This window comes from Caulobacter sp. SSI4214 (genome assembly GCF_012184455.1).
Classification (GTDB): domain Bacteria; phylum Pseudomonadota; class Alphaproteobacteria; order Caulobacterales; family Caulobacteraceae; genus Caulobacter; species Caulobacter vibrioides_E.
This window is the reverse complement of the sequence record NZ_SZWJ01000043.1, coordinates 23619-34694: the sequence shown is the minus strand read 5'-3', so window position 1 is coordinate 34694 and position 11076 is coordinate 23619. Positions and strand designations below refer to the sequence as shown.

The 11076-nt window shown below is 69.5% G+C and carries 16 protein-coding genes; 12 read left to right on the top strand and 4 right to left on the bottom strand.

Translation table 11 applies throughout. The annotated features are described in order from the left end of the window. The 3 genes from FCU40_RS13785 to FCU40_RS13775 form a co-directional block, all read left to right on the top strand. Positions 1–1682 (top strand): YdbH domain-containing protein (locus FCU40_RS13785; RefSeq protein ID WP_175582081.1); only part of this gene is annotated, 1682 nt, incomplete at its 5' end. A 34-nt stretch (positions 1683–1716) separates the two neighbouring features. Then, complete coding sequence (locus FCU40_RS13780; RefSeq protein ID WP_004617981.1) at positions 1717–1902, top strand: YnbE family lipoprotein; 186 nt, start codon at positions 1717–1719, stop codon at positions 1900–1902. Positions 1903–1916: 14 nt separating this feature from the next. Next, on the top strand, positions 1917–2273 hold the full coding sequence (locus tag FCU40_RS13775; RefSeq protein WP_004617983.1) for a DUF1318 domain-containing protein: 357 nt from the start codon (positions 1917–1919) through the stop codon (positions 2271–2273). Between the two features lie 96 nt (positions 2274–2369). On the opposite strand, the gene FCU40_RS13770 is transcribed toward FCU40_RS13775, so the two are convergent. Further along, complete coding sequence (locus FCU40_RS13770) at positions 2370–4208, bottom strand: HWE histidine kinase domain-containing protein (protein WP_168075608.1); 1839 nt, start codon at positions 4206–4208, stop codon at positions 2370–2372. A 186-nt stretch (positions 4209–4394) separates the two neighbouring features. On the opposite strand from FCU40_RS13770, the gene FCU40_RS13765 reads away from it, so the two are divergent. The 4 genes from FCU40_RS13765 to FCU40_RS13750 all read left to right on the top strand — a co-directional run bounded on the left by FCU40_RS13765 (position 4395) and on the right by FCU40_RS13750 (position 6252). Beyond that, a complete protein-coding gene (locus FCU40_RS13765; protein WP_168075607.1) occupies positions 4395–4745 on the top strand; it encodes a hypothetical protein in 351 nt (116 codons plus the stop codon). Next, positions 4742–5140 carry a hypothetical protein gene (locus FCU40_RS13760; protein WP_004617990.1) on the top strand — a complete coding sequence of 133 codons (399 nt, stop codon included), beginning with the start codon at positions 4742–4744 and terminating at the stop codon, positions 5138–5140. The genes FCU40_RS13765 and FCU40_RS13760 overlap by 4 nt, the downstream gene beginning before the upstream one ends. Positions 5141–5344: 204 nt before the next feature. Further along, positions 5345–5965, top strand: coding sequence for a superoxide dismutase (locus FCU40_RS13755; protein ID WP_004617992.1), 621 nt, complete (start codon positions 5345–5347; stop codon positions 5963–5965). A gap of 113 nt (positions 5966–6078) precedes the next feature. Next, on the top strand, positions 6079–6252 hold the full coding sequence (locus FCU40_RS13750; RefSeq protein WP_004617994.1) for a DUF1328 domain-containing protein: 174 nt from the start codon (positions 6079–6081) through the stop codon (positions 6250–6252). A gap of 64 nt (positions 6253–6316) precedes the next feature. Here the strand turns inward: FCU40_RS13750 and FCU40_RS13745 are convergent, their stop codons facing one another. Beyond that, positions 6317–7102, bottom strand: coding sequence for a metallophosphoesterase (locus tag FCU40_RS13745; RefSeq protein WP_168075605.1), 786 nt, complete (start codon positions 7100–7102; stop codon positions 6317–6319). After that, positions 7099–7965 carry a diacylglycerol kinase family protein gene (locus tag FCU40_RS13740; protein ID WP_241693616.1) on the bottom strand — a complete coding sequence of 289 codons (867 nt, stop codon included), beginning with the start codon at positions 7963–7965 and terminating at the stop codon, positions 7099–7101. Before FCU40_RS13740 ends, FCU40_RS13745 begins: the two co-directional genes overlap by 4 nt. A 148-nt stretch (positions 7966–8113) precedes the next feature. Between FCU40_RS13740 and FCU40_RS13735 the strand changes: the two genes are divergently transcribed. The 4 genes from FCU40_RS13735 (at position 8114) to FCU40_RS13720 (ending at position 9768) form a co-directional block, all read left to right on the top strand. Beyond that, the gene (locus tag FCU40_RS13735) at positions 8114–8458 is read left to right on the top strand and encodes a glycine zipper domain-containing protein (protein WP_004617999.1); all 345 of its coding nucleotides are present in this window, start codon (positions 8114–8116) and stop codon (positions 8456–8458) included. 108 nt (positions 8459–8566) lie between these two features. Beyond that, entirely contained in the window at positions 8567–9025 is a 459-nt protein-coding gene (locus FCU40_RS13730) for an OmpA family protein (RefSeq protein ID WP_168075603.1), read from the top strand. A gap of 360 nt (positions 9026–9385) precedes the next feature. Beyond that, entirely contained in the window at positions 9386–9511 is a 126-nt protein-coding gene (locus tag FCU40_RS23540; protein WP_275052055.1) for a hypothetical protein, read from the top strand. Positions 9512–9513: 2 nt separating this feature from the next. Then, entirely contained in the window at positions 9514–9768 is a 255-nt protein-coding gene (locus FCU40_RS13720; RefSeq protein ID WP_168075599.1) for a protein BatD, read from the top strand. Between the two features lie 74 nt (positions 9769–9842). On the opposite strand, the gene FCU40_RS13715 is transcribed toward FCU40_RS13720, so the two are convergent. Beyond that, positions 9843–10655 (bottom strand): response regulator, encoded by an 813-nt coding sequence (locus tag FCU40_RS13715; RefSeq protein WP_004618005.1) that lies wholly within the window; start codon positions 10653–10655, stop codon positions 9843–9845. Positions 10656–10889: 234 nt separating this feature from the next. Here FCU40_RS13715 and FCU40_RS13710 point away from each other — a divergent pair, with 234 nt between their 5' ends. After that, entirely contained in the window at positions 10890–11075 is a 186-nt protein-coding gene (locus FCU40_RS13710) for a NepR family anti-sigma factor (RefSeq protein ID WP_081612907.1), read from the top strand. The last annotated feature ends 1 nt before the right edge of the window (position 11076 follow it).

Here is an 11076-nt window from a genome sequence, read left to right as displayed (position 1 = left end):
TGCTGCTGGACGCCGGCCCCGAGGGCGCCAGGGGTGCGCTGGAAGCCTCCCTGGCCGGCGGGGGCCTGCCGAAGGTCAAGGTCACGGCGAGCGACTGGCGGGCCCGGGGCGGGATTTTCACCTCGCCGCTGTCGATCGCGACCGAGGGCTTCGACCTGCCGCCGATCCAAGGCGTCGACGGGCAGATCAACGGCCAGGCGCGCGTCGCCGGCGGCCGCTTCACCCTGGTCACGGCGACGTGCGCGCCGGTCACCGCCACGCGCTACAGTCTCGGCGACAATCCGATCACCGCCCTCAAGGCCAGGGTCTGTCCGGTCAAGACGCCGCTGGTCACGGCCAGCGCGGGCGGCTGGACAGCGGCGCTGCGCTTCGAGCACGGCGAGGGCGCGTCGGCCGTCGCTCAGGTCCAGCTACGCGACGTCAAGGGCGAAGCGACGCTTGGTGGGAGCCACGGCTTCGAGCGCGCCCGCGTGCGGATCGACGGGGCCGCCGCGACCGACGCCGCCCCCGAGCGGCGCTTTAACCCGATCCTGGCCAAGGGCGACCTGACGCTATCGGGCGGCGTCTGGAGCGGAACCTTCCAGGCCGCCACGCCGACCGCCGCCCCGCTGGGCGAGATCCGGCTGCGCCACGTGGTGGCGACGGGCGCGGGCCAGGCCGACATCGACGCCTCGCGTCTCGCCTTCGCCAAGGGCGGGCCGCAGCCGGGCGACCTGTCGCCGCTGGCCGCCTTCGCCCGCGACGCCCAGGGGCGCGCCCGCTTCACCGGCGTCTTCGCCTGGAGCGACCGGGGCGCGACCAGCCATGGCCGCCTGGTGGCCGACAAGATCGACTTCACCAGCCCGATCGGCTTCGTCGCCACGCTGGACGGCGCGATCGACTTCAACAGCCTGGCCCCGCTGACCACCGCGCCGGGCCAGACGCTGAAGATCAGCAAGATCGACTCCATCGTGCCGCTGACGGCGGTGGAGTCGGTGTTCCAGCTGGACGCGGACTCGCTGCACATCGCCAAGGCCACCTTCGAGGCCGCCAAGGGCCGCGTATCGATCGAGCCCACCGACGTCCCCCTGGGTCCCGGCAAGCGCATTAGCGGCGCGATCGTCGTCGAGCACGTGGATCTCGGCGAACTGATCGCCGCCTCGTCCCTGGCCGAGAAGGTCAAGGTCCAGGCCCTGGTCGACGGTCGCCTGCCGTTCACGCTCGGTCCAGAAGGGCTTCGCTTCCAGCAGGGCAAGATCACCGCCATTCAGCCCGGCCGGGTCGAGATCGCCCGCTCCGCCCTGACCGGGGTCGCCGCCAGCCCGGCCGACAGCCCCGGCGCGCCGCCCGCCGCGCCGGCTCAGGTCAACGCCATTCAGGACTTCGCCTACCAGGCCATGGAGAATCTGGCCTTCGACCAGTTGGAGGCGGGCGTGAACAGCACCGACAAGGGCCGCCTTTCCATCATCTTCCACATCAAGGGGCGGCACGACCCCAAGGTGGCCGAGAAGGCCAGGGTCGGGATCCTCGACCTGTTGCGTGGCCGCGCGTTCAACAAGCGCATCGCCCTGCCCGCCAAGACGCCGGTGGACCTGACCCTCGACACGTCGCTGAACTTCGAAGAGCTTCTGGAGGCCTGGCGGCGCGCGTTCGCGCCCGAGCCGGCCGCCGACAAGACTCGTTCAGGTCCGGTTCAACCGTGACCGGTCAATCTGAACTCGCAATGGAGACCAACGCATGAGACAGCGCGCCCTCTTGATGGCCATTCTCGCGACGGGAGCGCTCGGCGCGGCTGCCTGCACGCCCACCGTCCGCGTGAAGGTCGACCCGATCAACATCTACGCCAAGCTGGACGCCGACGTGCGCGTGCGGCTGGACAAGGAAGTCCAGTCGCTGATCCAGCAGAACCCGAACCTGTTCTAGGAAGGAGGACCGACATGATCCGCAAGACGATGACGGTTCTGGCGCTGGGCCTGGCGATGACCGCCGCCGGCGCCAATCTGGCCCTGGCCCAGTCCGCCGCCGCCAAGGCCGCCGTGGACGCCGCCAAGGCGGCCGGAACCGTGGGCGAGCAGGCCGACGGCTATCTGGGCATCGTGGCCGGCGGCGACGCTGGGCTGCGCGCCTCCGTGGCCGAGATCAACACCGGCCGCGCCGCCGCCTATCGGGACATCGCCGCCAAGACCGGCGTGACGCCCGAAGCCGCCGGCCAGGCCACCGCCAAGCAGCTCTACAGCCGCCTGGCGCCCGGCCAGTACTGGAAGCCGCTGGATGGCGGCTGGGTGAAGAAGTAAGCGCGCCTGCCCCTGGCCTCCTCCTCCCAAGCGGAACGGAGGGGGCCAGACGGCATCCAGCGCCAACCGCTCGCGAGCGCCTCCCGGACCGCCCTCTCAGGCCCTTCCGGTCACCCCGGCGACGGCGCGGGCGATCTGGTGGACGTTGTAGGGCTTGCGCACGATCGGGGCGTCGAAGCCCATCGGGGCGGCCTTGTCGGCGTATCCGGTCGCGAACACGAAGGGCCTACCAAGACCGCGCAGGATCTCGGCGACCGGAGCCACGGACTGGCCGTTGAGATCGGCGTCCAGCACGGCGACGTCGAAATCCCGATCGACCATCGACAGCGCTTCGCCCAGCTCGGCCGCGCAGCCCACCACCTCGACGCCCGCGTCCTCGAGGCCGGCCTCAAGTTCAAGGGCCAGCAACAGGGAATCCTCGACGATCAGCACCTTCAGGCCGACGATCGCGCCAGGACGGATTGTCTCGTCGGCGGCGACCACGGTCTCGACGATGCGTTCTGGCGCGGCGCTGACCGGCTCCTCGGGCGGGCCGTCGGCCAGGGCGCTGGCCGCGCCCTGGATCATGGCCGTGACGCCCGCCGACCGGTAGGTGATCCGCGCCGAACCGCCCAGTTCGCGCCCGACCACATCCTCGATCAGGGTGGCGCCGAAGCCCTTGGTCGTCGGCGCCGTGGCCGGCGGTCCGCCGGTCTCCAGCCACTCCAGGGCGAACCCGCCCTCGGAGGTGCGCCGCCAGACCACCTCGACCTTGCCGTTCTCGGTCGAAAGCGAGCCATAGCGGACGGCGTTGACCGCCAGTTCGTGCAGGGCCAGGGACAGGGCGGCGGCGGCGCGGGGCGTCAGGAACAGCTCGGGTCCGTCCCAGCGGGTCTGGGTGGGCGCCAGGCCGCCCAGCTCGGCCGCCGCGATCCGGGCCAGGGTCGCGCCCCGCCAGCGGGCGGCGCTGAGCAGATCGTGGGCCGAGCTCATCGACTTCAGCCGAGCGGCGAAGGTCTTCAGGAACACGTCCAGCGAGGCCGACTTGCGCGCCGACTGGGCCGCCACCGACTGGACGACGGTCAGCAGGTTCTTGATACGGTGATCCAGCTCGGCGACCAGGCTTTCGCGCTGCGTCTCCTGGCCCTTGCGCTCGGTGATGTCCTGGACGATCCCGATCAGATAGGTCGGTTCGCCTTGGGCGTCTCGGAGCAGGACCCCCGAATCGCGGTTCCAGATTTCCTCGCCGTTATCCAGTGGACGGCGATATTCCACGTCGTAGCGGTCGGCCTCCCGCAGTTGGGCGGTCACCGATTCGCGCACCCGCTCCCGATCGTCGGGATGCAGGTGGCGATACAGGGTCTGGCCCTTCTCGGCCGGAAGCTCGCCGGGCGCGATATTGGTGATCTTGGCCAGCCGGGGGCTGACCCGGACGACATCGCGCCGGAAGTCCCACTCGAACTCGCCCAGGCTAGCGGCGGCGATGGCCAGGTTCAGCCGCTCGGTCTGCAGCATTCGCGCCGTGTCGGGACGGCTCGCTCGCAGGGCCTCCGCCGCCATATGCGCCAGATCCTCCAGGGCCTGGCGATCCTCCTCGCTGGCCGGACCATGCAAGCCGGGCCCCTCGACCACCACCGCGCCCAGCACACGGCCTTGGTCGTCGCGGATCGGCGACGCAAGATCCGCGGGCGCCCCCGTGACCACCACACGGTCGGCCAAGTCTCCCCGGCGGGGCGCTTCGGGGCTGGCGTAGCCGATCGAGGCCACGCGCCAGACGCGGCGTTCATCGACCAGCGCGATGGCCGCCTTCGGCGCGTCGAAGAGCCTCGCGGCCAAGCGGACCAGGCGCATGAAACGGGGATCGTTGACTGGACCGTCCAGCACGCCCAGGGCCTTCACGGCGCCGAGCCGGTCGGCTTCCTGAAGATCGTCGCTGACGATAGGGGCGTCCTGCATGATTCCAGCTTAGACCCGCTTCGCGTTTGGCGCGAGCGACTTCGAATTCTTCCCCAATTCGGCCGATTCGTCAGTGGTGAAGCTCGCCATCCTTGAGTATCGTGGAACCGCGACGCTAAGCTCGGCGTTGACGGGGCGCCTCGTGAAAGCGTCCCCGGTCGGTCGCGTCGCGAACAGGAGATCATCATGCCCGCCAATTCGCTGAATGCCGCCGCCAACGAAGCCGACAAGGCCAAGGACGCCGCCCAGGACGCGGTCGATCACGCCGAACGCAGCTTCGCCGAAGCCGCGAACGCGGCGCGCGTGTCGCTGACCGAGGCCGCCAAGCGCGTCGAGAAGTCGGTGGCGGAAGGCTTCGAAACCCTGCGCGCTCAAAGCCGCACCTATACCGACACCGCCGGTCAGCAGCTGGAAGACGCCCAGCGCTACGTTTCCGAGCGCGTGCGCGAGCGTCCGATCACCGCCACCCTGGCCGGTCTGGGCGTGGGCGTGCTGATCGGTCTCCTGATCTCCGGCGGCCGCAGCAACAACCGGTGATCTTCGAAAAGACTCTCATGACGCTGGCGGCGGCCGCGGCCATCGCCGCGGCCGCCGCGGTCGGCGTCGTTTCCGCCGCCTTCGCGGTCTATGCCGTGCTGGTCCCCCTGGTCACGCCGGCGGGCGCGGCGGCCATCGTCGCCGCCATCGCCGCGCTGATCGTGGCGATCGCCGGCATGGTCGCCGCCCGCAAGGTCGAGGGCCATCGCCACCAACAGCAGGCGCCGCCGCAAGCTGGCTTCGACATGACCGGCCGCATCGTGGAAATCGTCCGCGATCGCCCGCTGATGTCGATCGGTCTGGGTCTGGCCGCCGGGGTCTTCGCCCTGAAGAACCCGACCCTCACCGCCACCCTGGCCAAGGCCTTCCTGGACCCCAAGCCGCCGCAACGCTGAGGCCCGTCAACCACCGCCGAACGCCGCCGACATTCGGCGGCGTTCGCTCGTCGAAGCCTCGGAAACCCCAGGTTTCCTAGGGTATTTATCGCTAAAAGTTGAGCGCGACGGGCGTCGGAACGACTTACGCTTTTCACCGCCGCCCTCTAGATGCCTTTCCGCGCGTCCCGTCTTCCGTGGGGGACGCCTTCCCATGGAGCGAACATGACGTACAAGCTGCCCGACCTGCCCTACGCCTATGACGCGCTGGAGCCGACGATCTCCGCCAACACCCTGCGCTTCCACCACGACAAGCACCACGCCGCCTATGTCACGGCCCTGAACGGCCTGCTCAACGGCGACGACAAGGGTTCGCTGGAAGCGGTGATCAAGGACGCGGGTCCGGGCAAGGTGTTCAACAACGCCGCCCAGGCCTGGAACCACGCCTTCTTCTGGGACGGCCTGTCGCCGACCAAGACGGCGCCGGGCGCCGAGCTGGCCGCCGCGATCGAGCAGACCTTCGGCGGCCTGGACGGCCTGAAGGAAAAGTTCGTCGCCGAGGGTATCGGTCACTTCGGCTCGGGCTGGGTGTGGCTGGTCTCGGACGCCTCGGGCGCCCTGAAGATCATCTCGACCCACGACGCCGACAGCCCCGTCACCCACGGCGTGACCGCCCTGGCGGTCGCCGACGTCTGGGAGCACGCCTACTATCTGGACTACCAGAACCTGCGGAAGGGCTTCCTGGAAGCCGTGTTCGACAACCTGATCAACTGGACCCTGGCGGACAGCCAGTACGCCGCCGCCAAGTCGGGCGCGCAAGGCTGGGCCTATCCGGCCCCGGAATAGGAGGCTGGGCTTCTCCGGAACGCACCGGAATCGGGCGCGTTGATCTGAAGCGAGGCCGCCGGGCCCCGTTCCAGACAACCGCCCGAGGATCCGGGCCAAGACCGGAGACGCCGATGCTGAATTGGGCCGTAACCTTCCTGGTGATCGCGTTGATCGCCGCCGTGCTGGGCTTCACCGGCATCGCCGGCGCGGCGATCGGGATCGCCAAGATCCTGTTCTACGTCTTCTTGATCCTGTTCCTGGTGTCGCTAGTCAGCCACCTGGTGCGGGGACGCGGAGCCTCGTAGCGGATCAATACCAACGGACGCCATCGCGCGGCGCGATCCCGACCGGGTCGCGCCGCTTTCGCGTTCAGCGCCGATCGCAAGCCCAGGTGCGCCAGACTTCAAAACGGCCGCGCTCGTAGGCCAGCGCCGTCACGCGCACGCAGCCCGGCTCGATATCGATCAGGTTGAAGCCTGGCGCCGCGCCACGCTCGCGCAGCGACAGCGTGCCCGAGCCCACGGCCTGGGTCTTGCCGTCGCCGAACGGGATGGCGGTGACGAACGGCAGGTGGATATGGCCCGACAGGATCAGGTCCGCGCCGGCCTCGACGAAGCGGTTGGCCGCGTCGACGCCGCCCCGGACCCGGGCCGTCATCGGACCGCCCAGGATCTCCATCAGCGGATGGTGACAGACCACCACGCGCAGGTCGCCGACCGGCGCGGCGCACAGCGCCTCGGTCACGCGGCGGACCTGGCCGCGCGACACCGCGCCCTTCGACCAATTCCAGCGCGCCTGGGCCGCGCGGGCGGTGTTCAGCGACGCGAGGGTGACGCCGGGCGCGCGCCAAACCGCGCCATCCGGCTCGCCGAAGCGGTCCGAAAACCGGCGCCAGGGCCGCGTGAAGCGTTCCAGAAGCTCGCCCGGCCCGAAAAAAGGCGTGTCGTGATTTCCCGGGACCACCAGCCTGGGCCAGGGCAGGCGCGCCAGCCAGGCGGCGGCGGCGTCGAATTCGGAGGCCTTGCCGTCCAGCGTCAGGTCCCCCGCCACGACGACAAGATCCGGCGCGGCCTCGGCGATGCGGCCGATAGCGGCCTCGACCGCTTCCCGGTTCTCGCCGCCGAAATGGATATCCGAGACCTGGACCAGCCTCATCCAGCCGCCTCGACGGCCGGCGGGACCAGGGCGCGGAAGGCCTTGGGACGGAAGCGGATCTGCGCCTCCGAACCCAGGCGGACCGGCTCGCCGTCTAGGATCGCCGGGATGCGGCCACGGGCCCAGACCCGGCCCGCTCGGCACAGCCCCATGCTGACCGAAGGGTCCTGGCGCCACTGACCGCGCGCGGCCGCCAGCCCCAGCCGGAAGACATCCAACGCGCTGGACGGGTCCAGGGCGGCGGCCTCGAGCGCGCGGGCGTCGGAGTCCAACGCGGTGGAAACCAGCGGGCACATCAGGGTCAGGGCTTCCGCCCGGTCCTTGGGCCGACTGTCCAGGCAAAAGCGCAGACGGCTGGAAAAGGCGCGCCGGAAGGCGCGGCGCGCCCGGGCCAGCGCCAGGTCAAGACGTCCGCGCCGGGCGGCCTCGCGCGCGTCGGCCCACAGCGCCGGGCTGCCCAGGATGGCGGCGACGAAGAACAGCCGTCCGTCGATCTCGCCGCCCGAAACGAATTGGGCCTCGCCACGCTCCAGGCAGGCGGCCATGGCCTCCGGCCACGACCCTTGGCCATAGAGGGCATGGGGCAGCATGTTCATGGTGCCGCCGGGCAAGGGCGCGATCAGCGGACCCTCGGGGCCGGCCAGCTCGGCCGCCGCGCGCGCCGTGCCGTCGCCGGCCAGCACCAGCACCGCGTCGGGAGCGGCGTCGATCACCCGCTTCAGACACGCGACCAGGTCCTCGGGGTCCGGCGCGTGGACAACGCCCGAAACCCCGTGTTCGGCCAGCAGCCGTTCGGCGAGCTCCGGGGCGTCGGGCCCCACCGAGCCCGAGGCGATATTGGCGACGACCTCGATCCGGCGCACGCGGGCTCCCTCCGACAGAAATTCGGCAAGGCAACGGCTCGCCGCGCCCCATGGTTCCGCTTGTTAGCGCCCCGACGGTCGCCTTCGAAACGGAACCACGGTGTCATGCGTTTGCGCTAGCAGGGACAAGCTCGAACGGAGAGCCAAGATGAAGACGACCATGATCGCCCTGATGGGCGTGGGTGTGCTCGCGTCGGCGTGCACCTCGACCGGCAATGTGGAGCGCAACGCCGCCGGCGGCGCGGTGCTGGGCGGCCTGGCCGGCGCCGTGATTGGCAACAATGTGGGCAGCGGCAGCGCCGCCACCGGCGCGGCGATCGGCGCCGCCATCGGCGGGACGGCCGGCGCCATCAAGGGCTGCAAGGAAGACGGCGGCTGCGGCTCGAACTCGGTGAACCGTCGCCAATATTACGACGAGCGCGCGGGCCGTTATTACTATTACGACTCCCGCAGCGGTCGTTACTATTGGGAAGACGGCGCGCCCCGCTATTAAGCCGGACGGCATCGACTTCCAAAGGTCGAAGGCGATCGGCGCGCGCCGATCGCCTTTTTGGCGCTTGCTTCGAAGCAGGTGTTTGGTGCTGACAGGAGGAGGGTTGGAATGAGGGTTTCGACGACCATCGCGGCGAGCGTCGCGTTTCTGGCCTTGGGCGGCTGCGCGATCTCCCAAGGCCCCTGGCGTCACATCGCCAAGCCGGTGGCCGCCGCGCCATCGCCATGCGCGGGCTTCAAGTCGTCGATCTATTTCGACCAAGCGTCGGCCAGCCTGACGCCGGAGGCCCGCTTGGTGCTGGCCAACGCCCGCGATCAGGCGCGCGGCTGCGTCGTCCGATCGGTGCGCGTGATCGGCTTGGCCGACGCCAAGGGAAGCGCGGACGCGAGCCTGGAACTGTCCCGGAAGCGGGCCGAGACCGTGTCCGCCGCTCTGGCCCAGAATGGGTTCGGCAAGGTCGACTTCGACCTCGACGCGGTGGGCGACGTGGGCGCGGTGACCGCTTCAGGCGCGGCGGCCCCGCTGCGTCGTCGCGCGGACATTCTGTTCGACCTGGCGCCGCGCTGAAGCTGAAACGCCACGAAGAAAGGCGGGCCGGAGACCGGTCCGCCTGAGTTCGCATCAACAAAGGGGGGTGCGAAGGCGGCAGGCCAGCTATCGCCAGCCTCAAGTCGGGGGGGCGTCGCCGCCTTCGCATCCATAAAACGATGTCGCGCTCGGCGGGTTCCCGCCCGGCGCGATTTTTTTCGCGGCGCGCTCAGGACCCCGTCGGGCAAAGCCGAAAGGGAACGGCGGACTTCGCAAGACGTTGATTTCCCAGGCGGACGAACGGTCCGCCGGGTTGGGAGCAGCGTCGTGATCCGGATATATCAAGCCGAGCATGGCGGATTGGTTTTCATTTCGACGCTCACGCAGCGTCAGCGAAGGATGCGCGCGCGCGTCACGGCCCTGGCCGTGATCACGGCGGTGGCCGCTTCCGCCGGCATGGTGCGGGTGTTCCACGACCACGCGATGAGTCAGCGCGCGACCGCCTTCGCTGTTGGAGGTAACTGAAGATGCCCGCCGATATCCACCCCTCCGCCCATGGCCCGCGCTTGAACGCCACGCGCGCCCGTCAGGCCCGCTGGGGCCGCCACGCCTTCTGGGTGCTGGTGATCTCGACGATCCTGGCGGCCCTGGCCCTGTTCGGCGCCTGGAGCTTCCGCGCCCAGGACCTGGCCGCGGTCGAGGTCAATAACGGCGTCAAGACGCCGGCCGAGGCTCAGCGCTATGACACGCCTCAGCAGCCCGCCAAGCAGACGCCGCAATAAATATCATCGATACCCAATGAAAAACGGCCTCCCTCTCGGAAGGCCGTTCTTCGGGATCTCTCTATTGCTCAGCCTTAAGCGGCCTTGCGGGTCCGGCGCGGGTGGAAGAACAGCGCCTGGCCGATCGCGGCCTTCACGGTTTCCGGTTGGAACGGCTTGGTGATCAGGAAGGTCGGTTCCGGACGCTCGCCGGTGAGCAGGCGCTCGGGGAAGGCGGTGATGAAGATCACCGGCACGTCCATCCGGCCCAGGATATCCTTGACCGCGTCGATGCCCGACGAGCCGTCGGCCAGCTGGATGTCGGCGAGGACCAGGCCCGGGGTTCGGCGCGCGACCGCGTCGACGGCCTCGCCTCGGGTGGCGGCGATGTCGGTGACGTCATGACCCAGTTCGCGGACGAGAGCCTCGATGTCGGCGGCGATGACCGGCTCGTCCTCGATGATCAGCACGTCAGTGGCCAGCTCGGCGTCGATCTCGGCCTGGGCGTCGGCGATCAGGCGTTCGACCTCGCCGAAGTCGCAGTCCAGGATCTGGGCAGCTTCGGTCGGCGTGAAGCCCTCGAGCGCGGTCAGCAGGAAGGCCTGGCGCGAACGCGGCGCGATGCGCAGCAGGCGCTGGGCGGCGTCATCGCCCGCGCTGGACCCGGTGGAGACGCCATCGTCGCGACGGGCCTCCAGCTGCGCGCCGGAGCTAAGCCAAATGGCGTGAAACACCCGGTACAGCGCCACGCGCGGCGACAGGTCATCGTCGAGCGACCGGTCGCCCGCCGCCAAGGCTTCGAGGGCCACGCGGACATAGTGATCGCCGGTGCTTTGGTCGCCGGTCAGGGCGCGGGCGTAGCGACGAATATAGGGCAGATGCGGCGCCAGCCGAGCAAGAAGACTCATGACCCCTCCCGATGCGGTGTCTTCGAAAACAAGCCTAACGAACGGCAAAGCTGCGCCGTTCCGTCGAAGCAAGATAACGTTCCCTTTCACGACAGGTTCCGCTGTTCGCGGATTTTTGACATCCTATGCCCAAGCTTTGGGAACCCTGCACGGAAAACCACGTTGTCGTCTGGCGGAAAGACATTCGGCCAAAGGGGGCGGACGCCGATGCACAGGCCATACGGCGTCGAGGACATGATCGAACACGTACCCATGGAAGACAAACGCAAGAGCGCCGCGGCGCTGGACGAAGCCCGTCTGCGCCAGCAGGCGATCGGGGTGAAGCTGCGCCAGATGTTCGACGAGGTCGTCAACGAGCCGGTGCCCGACGAATTTCTGGACATCCTCCGCAAGGCCGAGCCTCCGGCGGGGGGACGTTGAG